Annotated in this window: 23 protein-coding genes and 1 pseudogene; 17 read left to right on the plus strand and 7 right to left on the minus strand. The window is 69.4% G+C overall.

The annotated features are described in order from the left end of the window. The first annotated feature begins 6 nt into the window (after positions 1 to 6). On the plus strand, positions 7 to 756 hold the full coding sequence (locus KXD96_RS02670; RefSeq protein WP_260742748.1) for a helix-turn-helix transcriptional regulator: 750 nt from the start codon (positions 7 to 9) through the stop codon (positions 754 to 756). Here KXD96_RS02670 and serS read toward each other — a convergent pair. Continuing rightward, a complete protein-coding gene (gene serS / locus KXD96_RS02675; protein WP_260742749.1) occupies positions 753 to 2,021 on the minus strand; it encodes a serine--tRNA ligase in 1,269 nt (422 codons plus the stop codon). The genes KXD96_RS02670 and serS overlap by 4 nt on opposite strands. Positions 2,022 to 2,133: 112 nt before the next feature. Here serS and KXD96_RS02680 point away from each other — a divergent pair, with 112 nt between their 5' ends. The 3 genes and pseudogenes from KXD96_RS02680 to KXD96_RS02690 all read left to right on the plus strand — a co-directional run bounded on the left by KXD96_RS02680 (position 2,134) and on the right by KXD96_RS02690 (position 4,118). After that, a complete protein-coding gene (locus tag KXD96_RS02680; protein WP_260742750.1) occupies positions 2,134 to 3,495 on the plus strand; it encodes a septum formation family protein in 1,362 nt (453 codons plus the stop codon). A gap of 4 nt (positions 3,496 to 3,499) precedes the next feature. Beyond that, positions 3,500 to 3,930, plus strand: a pseudogene (locus KXD96_RS02685) (metallopeptidase family protein). Further along, positions 3,927 to 4,118, plus strand: coding sequence for a hypothetical protein (locus tag KXD96_RS02690; protein WP_260742751.1), 192 nt, complete (start codon positions 3,927 to 3,929; stop codon positions 4,116 to 4,118). The pseudogene KXD96_RS02685 and the gene KXD96_RS02690 overlap by 4 nt, the downstream one beginning before the upstream one ends. 7 nt (positions 4,119 to 4,125) lie before the next feature. On the opposite strand, the gene KXD96_RS02695 is transcribed toward KXD96_RS02690, so the two are convergent. Continuing rightward, positions 4,126 to 4,812, minus strand: coding sequence for a histidine phosphatase family protein (locus tag KXD96_RS02695; protein ID WP_260742752.1), 687 nt, complete (start codon positions 4,810 to 4,812; stop codon positions 4,126 to 4,128). Next, positions 4,809 to 5,759 carry a prephenate dehydratase gene (gene pheA / locus KXD96_RS02700; RefSeq protein ID WP_260742753.1) on the minus strand — a complete coding sequence of 317 codons (951 nt, stop codon included), beginning with the start codon at positions 5,757 to 5,759 and terminating at the stop codon, positions 4,809 to 4,811. The genes KXD96_RS02695 and pheA overlap by 4 nt, the downstream gene beginning before the upstream one ends. A gap of 87 nt (positions 5,760 to 5,846) precedes the next feature. Between pheA and KXD96_RS02705 the strand changes: the two genes are divergently transcribed. Beyond that, positions 5,847 to 6,656, plus strand: a complete 810-nt coding sequence (locus KXD96_RS02705; protein WP_260742754.1) for a DUF2470 domain-containing protein — start codon at positions 5,847 to 5,849, stop codon at positions 6,654 to 6,656. Between the two features lie 299 nt (positions 6,657 to 6,955). Continuing rightward, positions 6,956 to 7,891 (plus strand): LCP family protein, encoded by a 936-nt coding sequence (locus KXD96_RS02710; RefSeq protein ID WP_313901648.1) that lies wholly within the window; start codon positions 6,956 to 6,958, stop codon positions 7,889 to 7,891. On the opposite strand, the gene KXD96_RS02715 is transcribed toward KXD96_RS02710, so the two are convergent. Beyond that, positions 7,888 to 8,712, minus strand: a complete 825-nt coding sequence (locus KXD96_RS02715; RefSeq protein ID WP_260742756.1) for a glycerophosphodiester phosphodiesterase — start codon at positions 8,710 to 8,712, stop codon at positions 7,888 to 7,890. The genes KXD96_RS02710 and KXD96_RS02715 overlap by 4 nt on opposite strands. Beyond that, positions 8,709 to 9,755, minus strand: a complete 1,047-nt coding sequence (locus tag KXD96_RS02720) for a DUF4328 domain-containing protein (protein ID WP_260742757.1) — start codon at positions 9,753 to 9,755, stop codon at positions 8,709 to 8,711. Before KXD96_RS02720 ends, KXD96_RS02715 begins: the two co-directional genes overlap by 4 nt. Before the next feature lie 767 nt (positions 9,756 to 10,522). Here KXD96_RS02720 and KXD96_RS02725 point away from each other — a divergent pair. The 8 genes from KXD96_RS02725 to rraA all read left to right on the plus strand — a co-directional run bounded on the left by KXD96_RS02725 (position 10,523) and on the right by rraA (position 15,769). Continuing rightward, positions 10,523 to 11,146 (plus strand): superoxide dismutase, encoded by a 624-nt coding sequence (locus KXD96_RS02725; RefSeq protein WP_260742758.1) that lies wholly within the window; start codon positions 10,523 to 10,525, stop codon positions 11,144 to 11,146. A gap of 193 nt (positions 11,147 to 11,339) precedes the next feature. After that, positions 11,340 to 11,873, plus strand: coding sequence for a hypothetical protein (locus KXD96_RS02730; protein ID WP_007166863.1), 534 nt, complete (start codon positions 11,340 to 11,342; stop codon positions 11,871 to 11,873). A gap of 478 nt (positions 11,874 to 12,351) precedes the next feature. Then, positions 12,352 to 12,750 (plus strand): helix-turn-helix transcriptional regulator, encoded by a 399-nt coding sequence (locus KXD96_RS02735; protein WP_260742761.1) that lies wholly within the window; start codon positions 12,352 to 12,354, stop codon positions 12,748 to 12,750. 130 nt (positions 12,751 to 12,880) lie between these two features. Then, complete coding sequence (locus KXD96_RS02740) at positions 12,881 to 13,537, plus strand: DUF6474 family protein (protein ID WP_260742762.1); 657 nt, start codon at positions 12,881 to 12,883, stop codon at positions 13,535 to 13,537. 10 nt (positions 13,538 to 13,547) lie between these two features. Then, positions 13,548 to 14,225 (plus strand): YcnI family protein, encoded by a 678-nt coding sequence (locus KXD96_RS02745; protein WP_260742763.1) that lies wholly within the window; start codon positions 13,548 to 13,550, stop codon positions 14,223 to 14,225. Continuing rightward, entirely contained in the window at positions 14,222 to 14,722 is a 501-nt protein-coding gene (locus tag KXD96_RS02750; protein ID WP_260742764.1) for a copper resistance CopC family protein, read from the plus strand. The genes KXD96_RS02745 and KXD96_RS02750 overlap by 4 nt, the downstream gene beginning before the upstream one ends. 96 nt (positions 14,723 to 14,818) lie before the next feature. After that, positions 14,819 to 15,259 carry a nucleoid-structuring protein H-NS gene (locus KXD96_RS28580; protein ID WP_313901616.1) on the plus strand — a complete coding sequence of 147 codons (441 nt, stop codon included), beginning with the start codon at positions 14,819 to 14,821 and terminating at the stop codon, positions 15,257 to 15,259. A 30-nt stretch (positions 15,260 to 15,289) separates the two neighbouring features. Continuing rightward, a complete protein-coding gene (rraA, locus tag KXD96_RS02760; protein WP_260742765.1) occupies positions 15,290 to 15,769 on the plus strand; it encodes a ribonuclease E activity regulator RraA in 480 nt (159 codons plus the stop codon). Here rraA and KXD96_RS02765 read toward each other — a convergent pair. Further along, the gene (locus tag KXD96_RS02765) at positions 15,766 to 17,235 is read right to left on the minus strand and encodes an NAD(P)/FAD-dependent oxidoreductase (RefSeq protein WP_260742766.1); all 1,470 of its coding nucleotides are present in this window, start codon (positions 17,233 to 17,235) and stop codon (positions 15,766 to 15,768) included. The genes rraA and KXD96_RS02765 overlap by 4 nt on opposite strands. 76 nt (positions 17,236 to 17,311) lie before the next feature. Here KXD96_RS02765 and KXD96_RS02770 point away from each other — a divergent pair, with 76 nt between their 5' ends. From KXD96_RS02770 to dinB, 3 genes are all read left to right on the plus strand, one after another. After that, entirely contained in the window at positions 17,312 to 17,953 is a 642-nt protein-coding gene (locus tag KXD96_RS02770; protein ID WP_260742767.1) for a TetR/AcrR family transcriptional regulator, read from the plus strand. Positions 17,954 to 18,160: 207 nt separating this feature from the next. After that, positions 18,161 to 19,666, plus strand: coding sequence for an HNH endonuclease signature motif containing protein (locus tag KXD96_RS02775; RefSeq protein ID WP_260742768.1), 1,506 nt, complete (start codon positions 18,161 to 18,163; stop codon positions 19,664 to 19,666). An 11-nt stretch (positions 19,667 to 19,677) separates the two neighbouring features. Further along, the gene (dinB, locus tag KXD96_RS02780; protein WP_260742771.1) at positions 19,678 to 20,883 is read left to right on the plus strand and encodes a DNA polymerase IV; all 1,206 of its coding nucleotides are present in this window, start codon (positions 19,678 to 19,680) and stop codon (positions 20,881 to 20,883) included. Here the strand turns inward: dinB and KXD96_RS02785 are convergent. Then, on the minus strand, positions 20,880 to 21,881 hold the full coding sequence (locus KXD96_RS02785) for a PHP domain-containing protein (protein ID WP_260742772.1): 1,002 nt from the start codon (positions 21,879 to 21,881) through the stop codon (positions 20,880 to 20,882). The genes dinB and KXD96_RS02785 overlap by 4 nt on opposite strands. Positions 21,882 to 21,924: the final 43 nt, after the last annotated feature.

Below are 21,924 nucleotides of genomic sequence, written 5' to 3' on the forward strand. Positions count from 1 at the left end.
CGGGTTATGTCGGAAAGCAGCCATCATGGGCTGGCGACGTCGTCGCAGGCGCTGCCGCCGGGAGCCCGGATCGAGCGGCACCGGCATCGGTTGCACCAGATCGTCTATCCGTCCTCGGGCGCGGTCTCGGTCACCACGCCGGCGGGAACCTGGAGCACGCCGGCGAACCGGGCGATCTGGATTCCGGCGGGCTGCTGGCATGAACACAAGTTCCACGGCCACACGCAGTTTCACGGCGTCGCACTGGACCCCAGCCGTTACCGTGGCGGCCCCGCGGGACCGGCCGTGCTGGCGGTCAATCCGTTGATGCGCGAACTCATCATCGCGTGTTCGCGAGCCGGCGAAACCGATACCGACGCGCACCACCGGATGCTGGCCGTGCTGCACGACCAGCTGCAGACGACCAGCGTCGGCGAGCCACTGTGGATTCCCACCCCCGTCGACGTCCGGCTGCGGCAAGCGTGCGCGTTGATCGCCGAGGACCTCCGCGAGCCATTGACGTTGCAGCAGATCGGCCGCCGGATCGGCATCAGCCAGCGCACGCTGAGCCGCCTGTTCAGCGACGAGCTGGCGATGACCTTTCCGCAATGGCGCACTCAGCTCCGGTTGCAACGCGCTCTGGTGCTGCTCGCCGAGCGCCGCGACGTCACGTCGGTGGCGTCCGAATGCGGTTGGGCCACACCGAGTGCCTTCATCGACACCTATCGGCGGGCCTTCGGGCAGACCCCGGGCCGGCTGTCTGCGAAGGCGCTCTAGCCGATGGTGCCGACGGGCTCGAGCAACTCGGTGCCGACGAACGGCACCAGCGCGTCGGGCACCCGCACACTGCCGTCGGGCTGTTGGTGGTTCTCCAGGATCGCCACCAGCCACCGGGTGGTTCCCAGCGTGCCGTTGAGCGTGGCAGCGGTCTGCGGCTTGCCGCCCTCGTCGCGGTAGCGCGTCGAGAGCCGGCGCGCCTGAAACGTGGTGCAGTTCGACGTCGACGTCAGCTCGCGGTAGGCGCCCTGCGTGGGAACCCATGCCTCGCAGTCGAATTTGCGCGCGGCCGACGACCCGAGATCGCCCGCGGCGACGTCGATCACCCGATACGGCACCCCGATGTGGGCCAGCATCTCGCGCTGCCAGCCCAACAGCCGTTCGTGCTCGGCCTCGGCGTCGGCGGGCATGCAATAGACGAACCCCTCGACCTTGTCGAATTGGTGCACCCGGATGATGCCGCGGGTGTCCTTGCCGTAACTGCCCGCCTCCCGGCGGAAGCACGACGACCACCCCGCGTAGCGCAGCGGCCCGCCGGACAGGTCCAGGATCTCGTCGGCGTGGTAGCCCGCCAGCGGCACCTCGGAGGTGCCGACCAGGTAGAGGTCGTCGGCCTCCACTCGATAGATCTCGTCGGCGTGGGTGCCCAGAAATCCGGTGCCGGCCATCACCTCCGGGCGCACCAGCACCGGCGGGATCATCGGGATGAAGCCGTTCTCGACGGCCAGCCGCAGGGCCAGCTGCAGCAGCCCCAGCTGCAACAGCGCGCCCCGACCGGTCAGGAAGTAGAACCGCGAGCCGGATACCTTGGCGCCGCGCCGCATGTCGATGAGGCCCAGGGACTCGCCGAGCTCCAGGTGGTCCTTCGGGTTTTCCAGCTGAGCGGGTTCGCCCACCACCTCGAGGACGCGGTAGTCGTTTTCCCCGCCCGCGGGGACGCCGTCGATGACGACGTTGGAGATCGCCATGTGCGCCGCCGTGAACGCCGCCTCGGCCTCGGCTTGCTGGGTCTCGGCGGCCTTGACCTGCTCGGCGAGTTCCTTGGCGCGCGCCAGCTTGGCCGGGCGCTCCTCGGGAGACGCGGCGCCGACGCTCTTGCTCGCGGACTTCTGTTCCGCGCGCAGCGCATCGGCCGACGAGATCGCCGCCCGCCGGGCGGCGTCGGCCGCCAGCAGGGCGTCGACCAGCGCGGGGTCCTCGCCGCGGTCGAGTTGCGAGCGGCGCACGGCGTCGGGGTCTTCCCGGAGCAACTTCAGGTCGATCACGGCCCTGACACTACTTTTTCGGCTCCGGTCGGATGGCAGAGCACCCCTGGTGCATTGACCCCAGGACTCACATCAGTAACTTTTGTCACGCCGCACAGGGGCTGCTGTCAGAATGGAGCCGATGTCGCAAGCGCCCGAGACGGACCTCCCGGAAGCCCTGGAGGTCGACGCCCGCACCGCCGAGCCGGACCAGCCGCAAGCCGGTTTCCGGTGGCCTCGCAGTCTGCAGGCACAGGCGACGCGGCGGGCCCTGCTGCTGACCGCCCTGGGCGGCCTGCTGATCGCCGGGGTGGTCACGGCGCTGCCGGCCGGCGGCACCGGGCCCGGCCGGCTGTCCGGCTACCTCAACGGCAATCCGGTGCCCACCACCGGAAGCAAGGGCAACGCCGCCTTCAACAAGGCCGCCGCCGGCGACTGCCTGATGTGGCCGGACACCACCCCGGAGGCGGCGAAGGTCGTCAGCTGCGCCGACGACCACAAGTTCGAAGTCGCCGCGTCCGTCGACATGCGCACGTTCCCGGGCTCCGAGTACGGCCCCAGCGCCGCTCCCCCGTCGCCGGCTCGCATCCAGCAGATCACCCAGGAGCAGTGCGAGTCCGCCGTGCGGAATTACCTGGGCCCCAAGTTCGATCCCAACAGCAAGTTCACCGTCAGCCTGCTGTGGCCCGGTGACCGGGCCTGGCGCCAGGCCGGCGAGCGCCGCATGCTGTGCGGACTGCAGCTGCCCGGCACCAACAACCAGCAACAGGCCTTCAAGGGCAAGGTCGCCGACGTCGACCAGTCCAAGGTCTGGCCGGCCGGCACCTGCTTGGGCATCGACACGACCACCAACCAGCCGATCGACGCTCCGGTCGACTGTGCGGCACCGCACGCGATGGAGGTGACCGGCACGGTCAACCTGGCAGAGAAGTTCCCCGGCGCGCTGCCGGCGGAGCCCGACCAGGACGGGTACATCAAGGACCTGTGCACCAAGATGACGGACGCCTACCTGGCGCCGGTCAAGTTGCGCACCACCACCCTGACGCTGATCTATCCCACCGTGCCGCTGGCCAGCTGGACGGCAGGCAGCCGCGAGGTCGCCTGCAGCATCGGCGCCACACTGGGCAACGGCGGCTGGGCCACCCTGGTGGGCAGCGCCAAGGGCCAGCTACTGATCAACGGTCAGCAGCCGGTGCCACCGCCCGACATTCCCGAGGAACGGCTCACACTGCCCCCGATACCGCTGCAGGTGCCGGCTCAAGCGCCCAGCCAGGCGAACACTCCGCCGGCGATCCCGCCGAACAATCAACACCTACCGGGTCAGCAGCCCGTCGTGACGCCCCAGGCGCCGGCGGCGGACACCCCGGCCCCGCAGGCGCCACCCCCCGCGGACGCCGGAGCGCCCCCGCAGGCGCCACCCGCGGACGGCGGAGCGCCACCAGCGGCCAACCCTCCGGCGGAGGCACCGCCCGCCGCGCCGCCACCCGGGGGCTAGCCACGTGCCCGCGCGGATGGACCCGCAGCGGTTCGACGAACTGGTCTCCGACGCGCTCGACCTGATCCCGCCCGAGCTGGCGGCGGCCATGGACAACGTCGTCGTACTGGTCGAGGACCGCCACCCCGAGGACGGCGAGCTGCTCGGACTCTACGAGGGAGTCGCCCTGACCGAGCGCGACTCCGACTACGCCGGATCGCTGCCGGACGCCATCACCATCTACCGCGAGGCGCTGCTGGACGTGTGCGAATCCGACGACGACGTCGTCGAGGAAGTGGCGATCACGGTGATCCACGAGATCGCCCACCACTTCGGCATCGACGACGACCGGCTGGAAGAACTGGGCTGGGCCTGACAATCGGTCAGCCCGCGGGCCGGATTTCTGGGCGCGGCATCCCGGATTTGTCCGCTGCCGGTGCTATGAACGGGTTATGAGTGCTGACTGCCGCGACTGCCGGGCAGGCTTAGATCACTGTCACGGCACCATCATTCGCCATTCGCTGCGACGCTCCGAATGCACCGAGCCGGATTGCTTCAGCCCCGAGCTGTTGCCGCACGCCTTCGTCGTCGACTGCGACGCGGTCGGCTGCGGCTGCTCCGAATCCGTCGCAGTGGCCGTCTGAGCGACGGTCAGCCCATCGGGTCGGTGCTCGAGTGCACCGCATCCCCGATTGGAGTGGCCTCCGGCTCGGGATAGAACGGCGGCGTCAGCGTCCCCCACCGCACGCAGCTCCATCGCCCGTCGGTGATGGGCGCCAACACCACCGATTCGGCGTTGTCGAGGTGGTTGTCCAGCGCGAAGCCGGCGTCCACACCGGCCAGCACGGCCGCGGCGAGCCGGATCGCCGCACCATGGCTGACGACGACGATGTCGCCGCTCCAGTCGTGGTAGTCCAGGAAGCGCAGGCGCAGGTCGGTGAGCACCGGGACGTAGCGGTCCAACACGTCGTTGCCGGTTTCTCCGCCCGGCAGCGGGACGTCGAGATCACCGTGATGCCATCGCTCGTAGATCGCGTTGAATTCCGCGACCGCGTCGTCGTCGCTGCGGTTCTCCAGCCTGCCGACCTGGACCTCGTGAACGCCACCCACCTCGACGGCGGCCATCTCGAGTTCGCCGCCGATGACCCCGGCCGTCTGCGACGCGCGTATCGCCACCGAGTGCGCCAGCATCGCGGGCCGTCCTGCACCGCGGGCGAACGCGCGGGCCTGGTCGCGGCCTAACGGTGTCAGCTCCGCCCCGGGGGGCCGGGTGTCCAGCCTGCGCTCGACGTTGCTGTAGGACTGGCCGTGCCGCAGGAGCACCAGCCGGCCGCTCATGGCTCGATCCCCCCGGCCGCGGTTTCCGGTTTGCCTTCTCGTAGCCGCGCCAGCCAGCGGGCGGCCTCGTCGGCCGGCGGCGGCAGCGCCCCGGCGGGCGAGCCCGTCGGCCAAGATCCCAGGTATCGCACATCCGCACAACGACGGTGCAGCGCTTTGAGTGCCTCGGCAACGGCGTCGTCGTCGATGTGGCCCACACAGTCGGCGAAGAACACGTAGGTGCCCAGCGCCGTCCGGGTCGGGCGGGATTCGATCCGGGTGAGGTCGATGCCGCGGATCCCGAATTCCGTCAGCGCGCCCAGCAGCGCACCGGGCGCGTTGTCGACGCGCAGCACAACGGCGGTGCGGTCGGCGCCGGTGCGGGGGGGCGGCGGCCCCGGCAGCCCGACCAGAAGGAAGCGGGTGCAGGCGTTCGGTTCGTCGACCACGCCGTCGGCCAGCGCCTCCAGCCCCCAATGGGCGGCGGCCAGCGGCGAGGTCACCGCCGCGTCCGCCTGGCCCTCGGCGACCTGCCGCGCCGCGTCGGCGTTGGAGTACGCGGGCCGGAGTTCAGCCTCGGGCAGGTGGTCGGCGACCCAATGCCGCACCTGCGCGGCCGCCACCGAAAACGCCGCCAGGGTGCGCACGTCGGCCGCGGAGCGCCCGGGTTTGACGGCGATGGTGAACGTGACGTCCAGGGTCGTCTCGGCGAAGACTTGCAGCGGGGAGCCGATGGCCAGGCTGTCCAGCGTGGGGGTCACGGACCCGTCGATCGAGTTCTCGATCGGAACGCAGGCGTATTCCGCACCGCCATCGCGCACGGTGTCCAGCGCCGCGGCGGTGCTGTCGATGGGCAATCGCCGGACCTCCTCGAGGCCCTGATCGGGGATCAGGCCGGCGGCCGTGATCTGCAACAGCGCCGCCTCGGTGAAGGTCCCTGCCGGACCGAGATAAGCGATGCGGACCACTCCCCAACCCTAGCGGCGCCCGCCGCCAAACGGCTCTTGCGGCGCCCCGTCATCTAAGTTAACTTAGGCTTACCTAACGTAAGGAGAATGGTGTTGCCGCAGACCGCCTGCCCCGCCCCGACGACGGCCGAACGGATCCGCAGCGCGTGTGTCCGCGCCGGTGGCGCGCTTCTGGCGCTGGAAAGCGTGCAGCCGCGCCAGGACCCGGTCGTGACGCCGGTCCATCACCTACTGCCCGACGGATCCTTCGCGCTGGCACTTCCGAGTGCGGGCGACGGCCGGCCGCGAACCCCCGTCGCGGGATCGCAAGCGCTCCTCGAGTTGACCGACTACGCGCCGCTTCCGTTGCGGGAACCGGTGCGGTCGCTGGTGTGGGTGCGCGGGCACCTGCAGGACTTCCACCCGACCGAGGTTGCCGACACGGTCGACCTGATCGCCGCCGAGTGGCCGCATCCCGCCCTGCTTCAGGTCGACACCCCCCGGTCCGTGCCGCCGGAGGGGCAGGACCCGCGGTACACGCTGGTCCGGCTCGAGATCGCATCCGTCGTGGTCACCGACGCCAGCGGCGCCGAGCCCGTCAGCGTCGAGGATCTCCTCGCGGCGCGGCCCGACCCCTTCTGCGAGATCGAAGCGAACCTGCTGTGGCATCTGGACACCACCCACAGCGACGTGGTCGCGCGCCTCGTGTCCCGGCTGCCCGCACCGTTGCGGCGCGGGCAGGTGCGCCCGCTCGGCCTCGACCGGTACGGCGTGCGGTTCCGCGTCGAAGGCCAGGACCGAGACCACGACGTCCGGCTGCCGTTCCACAAGCCCGTGGACGACATGACCGGGTTGAGCCAGGCCATCCGGGTGCTGATGGGCTGCCCGTTCCTCAACGGCCTGCGCGCCCGCCAGTAGCCGAACTCGCCCCGGCGACCGCGCCACCGGCGGCCCAGGCCGCGTACGTTAACCGGGTGAATGGCGATCGACCACCGCACCGGCCCGAACCGCCGACCGAGCCGGCACAGGTGATTCGCCGCCGCGCCCGCCCGCCGACGCCGGCCGAACGAACCACGCCGCTGCCGCGGGCGACGCCACGCGTTACGCCGCCGCCTCCCCCCGCGCCGCCAGCACCGCGCACCCGGCAACCGCCCCCGCCACGGCCCACCGCACCGGGCGCGCGTCGCAGACGCGGGTGGCGCCGCTGGATCCGGGCGGTGGCATCGGTCCTGCTGATCGGCTCTCTGCTGGCCGGCATCGCCGCCGTCTGCGGGGCCGTCTGGTTCGACAGCCGGCTGCACCGCGACGAAATTCTGGCCGACTACCCGGGACGCCCCGGGCACGGCCGCGGGACGAACTGGTTGCTCGTCGGCTCGGACAGCCGCCTGGGACTCAGCCCACAACAGCAGCAGGACCTGGCCACCGGCGGCGACATCGGCAGCAGCCGGACCGACACCATCCTGCTGGTGCACTTGCCCGAGCTGTGGTCCGGTGGCCGGGTGACGATGGTGTCGATACCCCGCGACTCCTACGTCCCGATCCCCGGCCACGGCAGGGACAAGATCAACGCCGCCTTCGTGCTGGGTGGCGCGTCCTTGCTGGCCGAGACGGTGGAGCAGGCCACCGGGCTGCGCCTTGACCACTACGCCGAAATCGGGTTCGGCGGATTCGCCGGCGTGGTCGACGCGCTCGGCGGGGTAACGGTGTGTTTGGCGACCCCGCTCAGTGACCCCTTGGCCGGCATCGACCTGCCCGCCGGCTGCCAGAAGCTCAACGGCCGCAACGCCCTCGGGTACGTCAGGACGCGCGACACCCCCCGGGCGGACCTGGATCGGATGGACAATCAGCGGCAGTTCGTGGGGGCGCTGCTGCACGCCGCCGCCAGCCCCGCGGTGTGGCTCAACCCCTGGCGCTGGTACTCGGTGCCGCGTGCGGTTGCCGACGCCCTGACCGTTGACCGCAACGACCACGTCTGGGACCTGGCCCGCCTCGGCTGGGGCCTGCACGACTCCCCCACGGCGCTGACCGTCCCCATCGGCGAGTTCACCAGTGGCGACGCCGGATCGGTGGTGGTGTGGAACCACGAAGAGGCCAGCCGGCTGTTCGAGGCGCTGGCCACCGATTCGCCCGTGCCCACGGCGCCGCCGGACTAACCGCCGCTCTCGCTTGCGCGGCCGTTCTGTAGATACGCCTTGGTGCGGCCCGGGTGGTGGGTGGCGAGCCAGGCCACGCCGACGTCCCGGCAGAAGTCGAGGTCTTCGTACTCGTCGACGTTCCAGCAGTACACGGCCCGGCCCTGGGCGATGGCGCGATCCGCGAGTTGGGGATATTCCTTCAACGCCGCCAGCGAAGGCCCGACGGCGGTGGCGCCGACGGCGGTGGCTGCGCCGCTGGTCAGGTAGCGCGGGGTCTTGCCGAGCAGCACGGTCGGCAGCAACGGCGCGGCTCGCCGGATCCGCCAGACCGCGGCCGCCGAAAACGACATCACCACCGCACGCGACCGGTCCGCGGAGGCGGGCGCGGCGATGCCGAACCGGTGCAGCAGCGCGAGCAGCTTGGTTTCCACCAGCGAGCCGTACCGCACCGGATGCTTGGTCTCGATGAACAGCTTCACCGGCCTGCGCCAGTCCAGGACGAGCGAAACCAGCGCGTCCAGGGTCAACAAACTCGTGTCACCGTGCGTGCCGTCCGCACGCCAGCTGTCGTGCCACGCTCCGTACTCCAACTCACGCAACTCGGCGAGGGTCGTCGTGCTCACCAAGCCGGCCCCGGTCGATGTGCGGTCCAGCCGGCGGTCGTGGACGCACACCAGGTGGCCGTCGCGGGTCAGGCGCACGTCGCATTCCACGCCATCGGCGCCCTCTTTGAGCGCGAGGTCGTAGGCGGCCAGTGTGTGTTCGGGGCGCGCGGCCGATGCGCCGCGGTGGGCCACCACAAAGGGATGCCCGGCGAGCACCTCCTCGGCCCACGTCATGCGCCTAATGCTGCCGCTTCCTGCCCCTCCAGCTCAACCGGGCCCGACGCCGGCGAAGCATCTTCGGAGATCACAACCCAGCGGTGCGCGGGGCGTTCGACCGGTTTGCGCTCGAACCCTTCGAACACCCGGGCCGCTGCGGCCACCGTGAGCGCCGCGAGCAAGTACGCGAAAACCATCGTGACGGTGTTGTTCGCGATGCCTTGGGCGTCCGTGGCGAAGCTGGTCGCCATAGCGAAGGCGGAGGCCAGGTAGCTGGCCACCCAGGCGATCCACCACTCCACAATGGGTCTGCGTATCCGGGCGTAATGCTCCTCCACGATCGCCAGCTCGATGACGTAGACCGGGGCCCACAGCAAATTGGCCAGCGGCACCACGCACCCGGCCCACAATGCTCGGGTGGACCTGGGCTCCGGCAGGCCGTGATGCGCGAACACGGCCGCGCGCCGGGCAATAAGCCAACGGATCAGCATCGCCCCGGAGCTGAGCACCGCCACGATCGCGGCCACGCTGGCCAGGACGCCGAGCCAATCCGCGCCGGCGGCGACCCAAGAATCCAGCAAGGTATTCCGGTTGACGATCAGCAGCACATAGCGCACGACGTAGACCAGGGCGGCGATGCCGAGGACGAGCGCGCTGACGAACAGCGTGGTGCGGATCGTCGGGGCCGACGGCGCTGGGTGCGTCGGTGGCCCGGCGGCCGCGGCCGTCGGTTCGACGCGGTCGGCCAGACCCCACCGCGGCATCACGGCGTAGCGCGGGGTGGGGCCGAGGGGCCGCCGTCCCCGCCGGGGCGGCGGCGCGGCGCCGGGACGCACCGCGATCCAGCGGAAGCCCGGCGGCAGCCGCGGCGGGGTGCGCTGCCATCCCCGAGCCGCGGACGGTCGGCTCGCCGGCGCGGGGCTGTGTGGACTCCATCGTGGATCGGGCGCCGGCGCATCCGCCAGGGGTGCCATCAGGGCTCCGCGGCACCGGGGACACCACTCGCGTTGCCGCTCGCGCACGTTCCACCGAGTGCCGCACTGGGAGCACACCTGGATCACCGGACCAGCGTAACCTCGCCACGACACACCCCGCGTGCGGCGAGCTGTGGGGGCCGCAGGGCGCTCAGCAACGGCCGGAGCCGATCCGTCGGCTACTTATTCGGCTACGGCGGCTATCCACAATTTCCACAGGTTTATCCACATGGCCCCATTGGGTAAGGGAAGCGTTACTACAGCCCTACCGGCTGGCCGTGGTGTCACTGTGGATAACACCGCGGCGTTGGAGCTGTGTCATCGACAGCCCAAAAAGGTCGTTGAGCGAAATGCTCAGCACTCGCGCAGCAGACCGCGGCAGACGGCGGCTGGGCCGGGCCGACCTTTCGGCCGGCCCCAGCCCGCGAACGCCGCCGAACCCCAGCTCAGAGTGTTATTTTCCAAGCCCGCCCGGAAGCGCTATGATCGCCTTCGCGCAAAATTGTTGTGACTCACCTCACTACCGAGAGGTGGGGAGCGGGTGAAAGGCGATTGATGGCCACGCATTCGTTCGGTCCGGGTTCAGCGGCCCCCTCGACGTCGGGCTCCGGCTCGCCTGCGTGGAATCACAGCCACAGCGTCGCCGCATTGCGCGCCGGGCTCATCGCGCTGGCGTTGCTGGCGGTTCTCGTCCTCATCGTTTTGTCTTGAACCGGTCCCGACCGGGTACACCCCCGGGGCTGAGGGGTCATTCTTGCGGTCCGCGCGGTCATGGAGCAGGGTTGATTACGGCTGGCCGCCGCTTGGCAGGCCCGCGGATCGAGCATAGGTAGACAATCGAAGAAAGGAACGCCGTGGCTGTATATAGCCTGCCGGATTTGGACTGGGATTACGGAGCGTTGGAACCGCACATTTCGGGTCAGATCAACGAGCTTCACCACGATAAGCACCACGCCACCTACGTCAAAGGCGCCAACGATGCCCTCGAAAAGCTCGAGGAGGCCCGCGCCAAGGGGGACCATGCCGCGATCCTGTTGAACGAGAAGAACCTGGCGTTCAACCTCGGCGGTCACGTCAACCACACGATCTGGTGGAAAAACCTGTCTCCCAACGGTGGCGACAAGCCGACCGGCGAGCTGGCAGCCGCGATCGATGACGCGTTCGGGTCGTTCGACAACTTTCGTGCGCAGTTCCATGCGGCCGCCACGACCGTGCAGGGGTCAGGATGGGCAGCGCTCGGTTGGGACACGCTGGGCAACAAGCTGTTGATCTTCCAGGTCTATGACCACCAATCGAACTTCCCACTCGGAATCATTCCGCTGCTTCTCCTCGACATGTGGGAGCACGCTTTCTACCTGCAGTACAAGAACGTCAAGGTCGACTTCGCCAAGGCCTTCTGGAATGTCGTCAACTGGGCCGACGTCCAGGACCGCTACGCCGCCGCAACGTCGAAGACCAAAGGACTGATTGCGGGCTGAGTCCACCTCGATCGGCAGGGGCGTTGCGCGGCTGCGCGGCGCCCCTGTCGTTTGTCGTGGCGTGAATCGGGCACTCCGAGAAGAGATGCGCCACTGGCCGTGTCGGGTTGCACGGCGCCGAACCCGCAGGCATGCTTAATTATTCGAGCTACCCGTGTGGTTGATCGGACGGAGGCGTAGCGCGGAGGTCGAAATGGAGACTGGGTCTGACCGCCCCATAGGGGTATCCCCTTTCCATGCTCGTGGTGCCCTGAAGGGGTTCGTGATCTCCGGACGCTGGCCTGACTCGACCAAAGAGTGGGCCCAATTGCTCATGGTGGCGGTGAGGGTCGCGTCACTACCTGGATTGCTCTCCACCACAACGGTGTTCGGCGCCCGCGAGGAGTTACCCGAGGAACCCGAGCCGGGCACCGTGGGCCTGGTGCTCGCCGAGGGCACGGTCTTCGGCGAATCGGCAATCCAGCCGGGCTATTTCGCCGATCATCAACCCCCGGCGCTGCTGATGTTGCACCCGCCCTCGGAGACCACACCCTCCTTGCCGGAATGCAGTGGGGCGGCGTCGGGCTGCGTCCTGCTCCCCGGCCTGCCATACCTGGGACTCGAGCATCGAGCGGCCTGGGTGGAGGCCGAAGCCGACGGCACGATCACATCCATGGTGAGCCGCGTCGGAGTCGACCCCATCAGCCATCCCGATACCGCAATCCTGGCGATGCTGCTTGCGGCATAAGTAGTTGCATCGGCGCTCGGTGCGCTCCTGCTGCGGCAACTTCGGCGCGCCCGAAGGCCTTCGCCCCCGCGATCGCCGAACCCCGATTCACATAACCGACACGTCCGCGGGCGCCGCTTCCCGGCCGCAGCGCTGATCCGACAGCAAATAAGACGCTGAGCGAACATAAATTGCTGCCCGGTTGCGGTGCGACCGCCCAGCACGTTCGCATCCTACACTTCGCCGAGCCCGGCGCCGTCGGCCCGCCACCTAGCGACCGACGCCGAATTCTGCGGATAACCTGTGAGTATCGCCGATTTAGTGGACACCTCAGCGAATCAGTTAGACGCTCGTCATGTGTGGCGTCGGCGAGCCCCAGCTACCCCTGGGCCGAAACCGTAGGGGTTTGCACCTAGTTACGGACATAAACCCTCGCTACCATGATCAGCAAATACACCTAGGTAATAGTCACTTCTACGCCCAGTGGAGGTCATATCCAATGAGCACGACGTTCGCTGCTCGCCTGAACCGCCTGTTCGACACGGTGTATCCCCCGGGACGCGGGCCGCACACCTCCGCGGAAGTGATCGCGGCTCTCAAGGCGGAGGGCATCACGATGTCGGCTCCGTACCTGTCGCAGTTGCGTTCGGGGAACCGCACCAACCCGTCGGCGGCGACCATGGCCGCATTGGCCAACTTCTTCCGCATCAAGCCGGCCTACTTCACCGACGACGAGTACTACGAGAAGCTGGACCAAGAGCTGTCGTTCCTGGCCACGCTCCGCGATGACGGTGTGCGCCGGCTCGCCCTGCGAGCCGCCGAGTTGTCCCCCGAGGCCCAACACGAGGTGATGCAGCGGGTCAACGAACTGCGCCGCGCGGAGCACTTGGACGCCTAACGGGCTCCCGAGCCCGGTCCCCGGCCCCTACCTGGCGGGCTCCCGGCCGCCCATTCCGATTAGGGTTGGCTCACGGATCGCGCACGCGCGAGACCGATAGTCCACGAGTAACCGGGGAGGCGGTGAGGGAATGGGCCTGTTCCGCAAGCGAAAGAGTCGCGCGACGCGTCGCGCCGAAGCCCGTGCGATCAAGGCCCGCGCGAAGCTGGAGGCCAAGCTCGCCGCCAGAACCGAGACTCGCCGGTACAAGGCCGCCCAACGGGCGGAGGCCAAGGCCCTCAGGGCGCAGATCAAAGCCCAACGGGACAGCGACCGGAACGCGCTGAAGGTCGCCGAGACCGAACTCAAAGCGGCGCGAGAAGGCAGGATCCTCTCGCCGACGCGGATCCGCCGGGCGCTGACGGTGTCCCGGCTGCTCGCCCCGATCCTCACGCCACTCATCTACCGGGCCGCCGTCTCGGCGCGCGCGCTGATGGATCAGCGCCGCGCGGACCAGCTCGGGATCCCGCTCGCGCAGATCGGGCAGTTCTCCGGCCACGGCGCGCAGCTGTCCGCCCGGGTCGCGGGAGCGGAGAAGTCCCTGCGGACCGTGCAGGAGAAGAAGCCGAAGGACGCCGAAACCAAGCAGTTCGTCTCGGCCATCACCGAGCGGCTCACCGATCTGTCGGCGGCTGTCACCGCCGCCGAGAACATGCCGGCCGCGCGACGCCGGGCGGCCCACGCGGCGATTTCGTCGCAGCTCGACGGCATCGAGGCGGACCTGATGGCCCGGCTCGGGTTGAGCTGACCATCCCGCCATGTCGATCCGCGCGCGCCGGATGGCCCGCCTGCCGATGGCGGTGGCGGCCGCCGTCGGCCTCTACCTCGCCTCGGCGGCATGCTTCCCGGCGGCGTGGGCGCACGTCCACGCCAGCAGCGACAACGCGGTGCGCGGCGCCACGGCGATCGTCACGTTTCAGGTCCCCAACGAATCGAATACCGGCGCGCTGACCACGGCCCTGAGCGTCGCCCTGCCCGACGTGGCCTCGGCGAGCACCGAAAGCATGCCGGGCTGGACGGCCAAGCTTGACCGCGACGCGGCATCCGGCGCCGTGCGGTCGGTGACCTGGACGGCCGCGCCGGGCGGCGGGATTGGGGTGGATCAATTCGCACTGTTCCGGGTCTCGGTGAAGCTGCCCGACGCCGAGACCGTCAACTTCCCGGCCACCCAGACCTATTCCGACGGGACGGTCGTCAAGTGGGACCAGCCACCGCAGCCCGGCGGCGGTGAGTCCGAATACCCGGCGCCGACGCTGACGCTCGCCGCGGGACCCGTGCCGTCCCACGGCCACCACCCGCCTTCCGCTATGCCGGCCGACCAGGCGACCGCGCAGCGTCCGAAGTCGTCGGACAACTCCGCCCGGCTGTTGGGTGGCGCGGCCCTGGTCGTGGGCGCGCTGGCGATCTGCCTTGCGCTGATCCGCCGACGGGCATGAGGCGCTTGGCGATTGCCGCATGCGTCGGTGCCCTTCTGATGCTCGCAACAAGCACCGCGCCGGTGGCATCGGCCCACGCCGCCCGGGTGGCCACCGATCCCGCGGACAACGCGGTTCTCGCGACCGGTCCCGAGCGGGTCAGCGCCACCTTCAACGAACAGCTGCAAACCAGTTTCGCGGCCATGACCGTCGTCGGGCCCGACGGCAACGTGTGGTCCGTCGGAGACCCGACAGTGCGGGGCGCGGTGGTCGGCATCGGTTTGCGGCCGCTGGGACCGGCGGGGACCTACACCGTGAACTACCGGGTGACGTCCGCGGACGGTCACGTCGTGTCCGGATCCTGGTCTTTCCGGCTGACGGTCCCGGATACGGGCACGCCGGGGCCCCCGGCCGCCGGTGGCGCCGCCAGCGGCGACGTGCCGGTCTGGCCGTTCGTCGCGGTGGCGGCGGCGCTCGTCGCTGGAGGCGCCCTGTGGACGCTCCGGCGCAGACCGTGACCGGCGGGCCAGCGCCTCCACCCGTGCTGGCATGATGGGTTCGGAGCACCCGCGTGGGCTAGAAAACTACTGAAAGATTGCTCAAGGAGCGGCCGCATGGCAGACCCGCAGGATCAACCCAACAGCGAGCCCGACGGCGCATCCACCCCGCCGCCGGAAAAGACGCCTCCGGCCAAGGCGGTCAAGAAGACCGCGAAAGCACCCGCCAAGAAAGCCCCCGCGAAGAAGGCGCCCGCTAAAAAGGCGCCCGCCAAGAAAGCGCCGGCAAAGAAGGCGCCCGCCAAAGCCGCCCCGCCCCCGGCGAAGGCCGCCGAGCCGTCGGTTGAGGTGCAGCAGCGCATCGAAAGCAACGGCGACCTCACCGCTGCCGCCAAAGACGCAGCGGCACAAGCGAAATCGACTGTGGACACCGCCAACAACCCGGTCCCTGCAGACGTTCCCGCGGCGGCCCTGAGCCAGTCCCCGCTGCCGATAATCGTCGCCCTGGCCGTCAGCCTCCTGGCGATCCTGTTGATCCGGCAGCTGCGCCGCCGCTGACCGCCACCCGTACGCGTTACCGTGTCAGACGTGACTGTGTTGTTCCAGCCGACCGCCGACCTGGTCGACGACATCGGACCCGACGTACGCAGCTGCGACGTCCAATTCCGACAGTTCGGTGGTCGCCCGCAGTTCGCCGGACTCATCAGCACGGTGCGCTGCTTCGAAGACAACGCGTTGCTGAAATCGGTGCTCTCCCAGCCGAGTGCGGGCGGGGTACTGGTCATCGACGGCGGCGGCTCGCTGCACTCAGCCCTGGTCGGAGACGTCATCGCCGAACTGGCCCGCTCGAACGGCTGGGCCGGTCTCATCGTCAACGGGGCGGTGCGTGACGCGGCCGCGCTGCGCGGCCTCGACATCGGCATCAAGGCGCTGGGCACCAACCCGCGCAAGAGCACCAAGACCGGTGACGGCGAGCGCGACGTCGAAGTCACCCTGGGCGGGGTGACGTTCGTACCGGGCGAGATCGCCTACAGCGACGACGACGGCATCGTCGTCGTCAAGCCCTAAACTGCAACCGGCACACGCTTTTTCGCGAATCGCAGGCCCTCGTCGGCAACCTTGCCCCGCCGGATCGTGCGCATGTCGAAGAAGTAGTTCTGCTTGAGCCGCCAGGGCGCGCGCGACCCCGACTTGGGCAGCATGTCCATCGCCCGCTGGAAATAGCCGGGGCTGAAGTCCATGAACGGCAGCTCGTCGACGTCATCGCCGGGATGCTGTGGCTCCACGAAGTCAAATCCCTTGTCGTCCATGTAGTTCAGCAACCGGCAGACGAATTCGGAGACCAGGTCGGCTTTCAGCGTCCATGACGCGTTGGTGTATCCGAAGGTGATCGCGAAATTCGGCACTCCGGAGAACATCAGGCCCTTGTATGTCATCAACGACGTCAGCTCGATCGGCTTGCCGTTCCTGGTGGGCTTCACGCCGCCGAGCAACTGCATGTTCAAACCCGTTGCGGTGATGATGATGTCGGCCTGCAGCTCCTCACCCGAGGTGAGTTTGATGCCGGTCTTGGTGAACCGGTCGATCGTGTCGGTGACGACGTCCGCCTTGCCGTGCCGGATGGTGCGGAAGAAATCGCCGTCGGGGGCCAGGCACAGGCGCTGGTCCCAGACGTTGTAACGCGGCCCGAAGTGCTTTTCGACGTCGTAGCCCTCGGGCAGGCGTCGCTGGGCCATCGTCATCAAGGTCTTGCGCATGTAAGCGGGCGCCTTCCGAGACAGCTGGTACTGGAAGGTGCTGAACGCGATGGCTTTCCAGCGATTCGCGATGTGCGCCAGGCGGTCCGGCAGCAGCCGGTTGGCGCGTTCGGCGAACGGGTCGACCCCGGGCAGCGAGCCGATGTAGGTCGGCGAGCGCTGCAGCATCGTGACGTGGCCGGAGCCCGAGTTCACCAGCGCCGGGATCAGGGTGATCGCGGTGGCACCCGAGCCGATCACGATGATCTTTTTGCCCTGGTAGTCGAGGTCCTCCGGCCAGTGCTGCGGGTGGACGATCTGGCCCTCGAAGTCGTCGGCGCCGGGGAAGGCGGGCGCATACCCCTCGTCGTAGTTGTAGTAGCCGGTGCACGCGAACAGGAACGAGCAGGTGAGTTCGGTCTCCTGACCGTCGGACTCGACGGTCAGGGTCCAGCGGTTGTCTGCGTCGGACCAATCGGCGGCCACGACGCGCTGGCGGTAGCGGATGCGCCGGTCGATCTTGTTCTCGACCGCGGCCTCTTTGATGTAGGCCTTGATGTCGGGGCCCTCGGCGATCGACTTCGCCGAGTGCCAGGGCTTGAACCGGAAGCCGAGGGTGAACATGTCCGAGTCCGACCGGATGCCCGGGTACTTGAACAGGTCCCAGGTTCCGCCGAGGTCGTCGCGGCGTTCGAGGATCGCGTAGCTCTTGGTCGGGCAGCGTTCCTGCAGGTGCCACGCCGCACTGATCCCCGAGATCCCTGCGCCCACGATGATCACGTCAAGGTGCTCAGTCATGGGGCCACGCTATCAACGGCATGTCGAGAGCGTCAACAGGGTGTCGAAACATTCGACGCCATGTAAAGTAGCGGCCGTGACTACCGTCGGCCAGACTCGCGCCCTTCGCGGTCGCCGCGCCATCCGGCCCTCGGGCGATGACCGTGAGCAGGCAATCCTCGCGACGGCCGAGCGGCTGCTGGAACAGCGGTCGTTCGCCGACATCTCGGTCGACGACCTGGCCAAGGGCGCGGGCCTGTCGCGGCCGACGTTCTACTTCTACTTCAAGTCCAAGGACGCGGTGCTGCTCTCGCTGCTGGAACCGGTGATCGCGCGCGCCGACTCCGAGTTCGACGGCGCGGTGCAGCGGCTTCCCGCGGATCCGCGCCGGGTGTGGCGAAACGGCATCAAGGCTTTCTTCACGGCGTTCAGCACGCACCGCCGCCTGGCCCGCGCCGCGACCGAGGCGCTGGCGACCAGCTCCGAATTGCGCGTGGTGTGGTCGGGCTTCATGCAGAAGTGGATCGACCAGACGGCGGCCATGATCGCCGCCGAGCGCGCTCGCGGCGCCGCCCCGGAGACGATCCCGCCCGCGGACCTGGCGACCTCCCTGAACCAGATGAACGAGCGCACCATGATGGCCGCCCTGTCCGCCGAGACACCGGCGGTCGACGAGGGCCGCGTCGTCGACACCCTCACTCACATCTGGGTGAGCAGCATCTACGGCGAGGGCCGGTAGCCGCGCGACCATGTCGGCACGGATGTGTCGTCGGCGGGCTGTTGTCTTGAGTCAAGACAACACAACGCGGGCCTCCTCCTCAGCGGCGACCTTCGTCCGCCGCGACCTGATCGACATCCTCACAACCCTTCGCCATGTCGCCGGTTATCCACAACCGGCAACCCTGCCAACAAGTTCGAGCCGGCGGGCTGTGGCATAATCGAATGTATGTTCGAAGATGTTTCGGGGTCGCGCCCCTCGCCGGAGTCGATTGCCCATTTGGAGGAGCACTTCGAGCACCGCTATCCGTCCAACACCGCGGCGTCGACGGCGCTCTTGGAGCGCATCGGTGCTTCGACGCGCGCGGAGAACCGGGCGGCCGCGGCGCAACTGGTGGCGATCGGGGAGTTGTTCGCCTACCGGCTGTCGCGCTGCGGTGAGACCGAGGAGTGGGCGATCGACACCATGGCCGCAGTGGCCGCCGAGGTGGCCGCCGAGCTGCGGATCTCGCAGGGGTTGGCGGCCAGCCGGGTGCGCTATGCCCGGGCGTTGCGCGAGCGCCTGCCCAAGGTGGGGCAGGTGTTTGCCGCCGGGGACATCGACTTTCGGTTTGTCGCCACAATCGTGTACCGCACGGATTTGATCGAAGACCCCGAGGTGCTGGCCCGGGTGGACGCGCAGCTGGCGGCGACGGTGGCGCGCTGGCCGTCGATGACCCGCTCGCGGCTTGCCGGCCAAATCGACAAGGTCGTGGCCCGCGCCGACACCGATGCGCTGCGCCAGCACCGCCAGCGTCACACCGACCGCGAGGTGGTCCTCGGTGAGGTGGTGGGCGGTATGTCGCGCATCGAGGGCACCCTGTTCACCCCGGATGCCCACGCCCTGGACAAGCGGCTCGATGCGCTGGCGGCGACGGTGTGCGCCGGCGATCCGCGCACCCGCGACCAGCGCCGCGCCGACGCGCTGGGGTCGCTGGCCGCCGGGGCCGACCGGCTGGACTGTCGCTGCGGGCGCGCGGACTGCGCGGCCTGGACGCGGCAAGTGGCCTCCCCGGTGGTGATCCACGTGATTGCCGAACAAGACACCGTGACCGGCGCCGGTGCCGCGCCGGGGTCGTTGGTGGGCGCCGACGGGCTGATCACCCCCGAGCTGGTGGCCGAGCTCGCCACATCGGCCAAGCTGGTACCGCTGGTGCATCCCGGTTGTGCCCCACCGGAGCAGGGCTACACCCCGTCGAAGGCGCTGGCCGATTTCGTACGCTGCCGGGACCTGACGTGTCGCTGGCCGGGCTGCGATGTGCCCGCGATCGGATGCGATATCGACCACACGATCCCCTACGCCGCGGGCGGGCCCACCCACGCGGGCAACCTCAAGTGCTACTGCCGCACCCATCATTTGATCAAGTCGTTTTGCGGCTGGGCCGAGAAACAGCTCGGCGATGGGACGCTGATACTGACCTCCCCGGCCGGGCGCACCTACGTCACCACCCCGGGCAGCGCGCTGCTGTTTCCCAGCCTGTGCTATGCCGTCGGCGGCATGCCCACCCCCGAAGCCGACCCACCCCCGCAGGAATATTGCGCTGAGCGGACCGCGATGATGCCGAAACGCCGCCGCACCCGCGCCCAGGACCGCGCCGCGCGCGTGGCCACCGAACGCCGCCACAACCGCGACGCCCGCCTAGCCCGACGCGCCGGACCCGCCCCACCCGCCGATGACGACCCACCGCCCTTCTAGTCACTGCGGCTATGTTCGTGCGGTGTGATGCGTCCATCCTGCACGCGGACCTCGACTCGTTCTATGCCTCCGTCGAGCAGCGTGACGACCCGACGTTGCGCGGCCGCCCGGTGATCGTGGGCGGCGGGGTCGTGCTCGCGGCCAGTTACGAGGCCAAGGCCTATGGAGTGCGCACGGCGATGGGCGGGGCGCAGGCGCGTCGGCTGTGCCCGCAGGCCATCGTCGTGCCCCCGCGAATGGCCGCCTACAGCCGCGCCAGCGACGCGGTGTTCGAGGTGTTCCGCGACTGCACCCCGATCGTGGAGCCGCTCTCGGTGGACGAGGCTTTCCTCGACGTCGCTGGCCTAGGACGGGTTTCCGGCACGCCGGTCCGGATCGCCGAGCGGCTGCGCGCCGACGTGCGCGACCGGGTCGGGCTGCCGATCACCGTCGGGGTGGCCCGGACGAAGTTTCTCGCCAAGGTCGCCAGCCAGGAGGCCAAGCCGGACGGGCTGCTGCTGGTGCCGCCCGAGGGGGAGCTCGCCTTCCTCCATCCGCTGCCGGTGCGCCGGCTGTGGGGCGTGGGCGCCAAGACGGCCGACAAACTCCACGCCCACGGACTCGAGACCGTCGCCGACGTCGCCGAGCTGACCGAGTCCACGCTGGCCTCGCTGCTGGGCGGCGCCATGGGTCGCCAGCTGTTCGCGCTTTCGCGCAACATCGACCGCCGTCGGGTAACCACCGGCGTGCGCCGCCGGTCCGTGGGAGCGCAACGGGCGCTGGGTCGCGCGGGCAACACCATGTCCCCCGCCGAGATCGACGCGGTGGTGGTCAACCTGATCGACCGCATCACCGGCCGGATGCGTGCCGCCGGGCGCACGGGCCGCACGGTGGTGCTGCGACTGCGGTTCGACGACTTCGGACGGGCGACGCGGTCGCGGACGCTGCCCCGGGCGACGTCCTCAACACAGCCCATCCTGGCCGCCGCGCGGCAGCTGGTCGCGGCGGCCGCGCCCGTGATCGCGCAGCGGGGGCTGACGCTGGTCGGCTTCGCGGTGTCGGGAATCGACCGCAGCGGCGCGCAGCAACTGACGCTGCCCTTCAACGACGACGAAAACCGGCTCGACATCGACGCGGCGATCGACCGGGTGCGCGCTCGGTACGGCAAATCCGCGCTCACCCCCGCTGTGCTCGTCGGCCGGGACACGGGCTTCGAGATGCCGCACCTACCCGACTAGCCCGTCCATTCCAGCAGCCGCTCGGCCGGCCAGGTGTTGACGATCCGGTCGACGGGCACGCCGTTGTCCACCGCGCGCTGCGCGCCATAGCCGAGGAAGTCCAGCTGGCCCGGCGCGTGCGCGTCGGTGTCGATGCTGAACACGCAGCCGATGTCCAGCGCCAGCTTCAGCAGCCGGGTCGGCGGGTCCCGGCGCTCGGGCCGCGAATTGATCTCCACCGCGGTGCCGTGATCGTGGCAGGCGGTGAACACCGCTTCGGCGTCGAACTTGGATTGGGGCCGGATCCCCCGGTTGCCGGAGACCAGCCGACCGGTGCAATGGCCCAGCACGTCGACGTGTGGATTGGAGACGGCGCGCACCATCCGGCGCGTCATCGCCGCGGCATCCATCGACAGCTTCGAATGCACGCTGGCCACGACGACGTCGAGGCGCTCGAGCAGCTCGGGCTCCTGGTCGAGGCCGCCGTCCTCGAGGATGTCGACCTCGATCCCGGTGAGGATGCGCATCGGCGCGAACTGGTCGCGCAGCTTGTCGATGGCGTCGAGCTGCGCGCGCAACCGCTCCGCCGACAGCCCATTGGCGATCGTCAGGCGCGGCGAGTGGTCGGTCAGCGCGCAGTACTCATGCCCCAGTGCGGCCGCGGTCGCCATCATCTCGTCGATCGGCGCCGACCCGTCCGACCAGTTCGAATGCAGATGCAGGTCCCCGCGCAACGCGGTGCGAATGTCACCGCCGCCGAGATCCTCAGCGGCGGAACGCAATTCAATGAGCACGTCGGGTTCGCGGCCGGACCAGGCCTGGTCGATGACCTTGGCGGTCTTGGGCCCGATACCCGCCAGCGTCTGCCAGCTGTTGGCCTGGCCGTGCCGATCCCGCGCCGCCTCGTCGAGCCCCTCGATGATGTCGGCGGCGTTGCGATAAGCCATCACGCGCCGGGGGTCGTGGCGGCTCCGGTCCTTGTAGTAGGCGATCTGCCGCAAAGCCTCTACGGGGTCCATGGCTCCAGTGTGCCCACGCGGTGACTGCAAGCGCGGCGGAGCC

Source organism: Mycobacterium sp. SMC-2 (assembly GCF_025263485.1).
Lineage (GTDB): Bacteria > Actinomycetota > Actinomycetes > Mycobacteriales > Mycobacteriaceae > Mycobacterium.

Coding starts and splice junctions, on each gene's coding strand:
- KXD96_RS02735 (WP_260742761.1), top strand. CDS start 12,352: ATGAGCACGACGTTCGCTGCTCGCCTGAACCGCCTGTTCGACACGGTG.
- KXD96_RS02715 (WP_260742756.1), bottom strand. CDS start 8,712: ATGACGTGGGCCGAGGAGGTGCTCGCCGGGCATCCCTTTGTGGTGGCC.
- KXD96_RS02775 (WP_260742768.1), top strand. CDS start 18,161: ATGTTCGAAGATGTTTCGGGGTCGCGCCCCTCGCCGGAGTCGATTGCC.
- KXD96_RS02680 (WP_260742750.1), top strand. CDS start 2,134: ATGGAGCCGATGTCGCAAGCGCCCGAGACGGACCTCCCGGAAGCCCTG.
- KXD96_RS02745 (WP_260742763.1), top strand. CDS start 13,548: ATGTCGATCCGCGCGCGCCGGATGGCCCGCCTGCCGATGGCGGTGGCG.
- KXD96_RS02695 (WP_260742752.1), bottom strand. CDS start 4,812: ATGAGCGGCCGGCTGGTGCTCCTGCGGCACGGCCAGTCCTACAGCAAC.
- KXD96_RS02785 (WP_260742772.1), bottom strand. CDS start 21,881: ATGGACCCCGTAGAGGCTTTGCGGCAGATCGCCTACTACAAGGACCGG.
- KXD96_RS28580 (WP_313901616.1), top strand. CDS start 14,819: ATGGCAGACCCGCAGGATCAACCCAACAGCGAGCCCGACGGCGCATCC.
- KXD96_RS02690 (WP_260742751.1), top strand. CDS start 3,927: ATGAGTGCTGACTGCCGCGACTGCCGGGCAGGCTTAGATCACTGTCAC.
- KXD96_RS02705 (WP_260742754.1), top strand. CDS start 5,847: ATGGTGTTGCCGCAGACCGCCTGCCCCGCCCCGACGACGGCCGAACGG.
- KXD96_RS02765 (WP_260742766.1), bottom strand. CDS start 17,235: ATGACTGAGCACCTTGACGTGATCATCGTGGGCGCAGGGATCTCGGGG.
- dinB (WP_260742771.1), top strand. CDS start 19,678: ATGTTCGTGCGGTGTGATGCGTCCATCCTGCACGCGGACCTCGACTCG.
- KXD96_RS02670 (WP_260742748.1), top strand. CDS start 7: ATGTCGGAAAGCAGCCATCATGGGCTGGCGACGTCGTCGCAGGCGCTG.
- KXD96_RS02740 (WP_260742762.1), top strand. CDS start 12,881: ATGGGCCTGTTCCGCAAGCGAAAGAGTCGCGCGACGCGTCGCGCCGAA.
- KXD96_RS02750 (WP_260742764.1), top strand. CDS start 14,222: ATGAGGCGCTTGGCGATTGCCGCATGCGTCGGTGCCCTTCTGATGCTC.
- KXD96_RS02730 (WP_007166863.1), top strand. CDS start 11,340: ATGGAGACTGGGTCTGACCGCCCCATAGGGGTATCCCCTTTCCATGCT.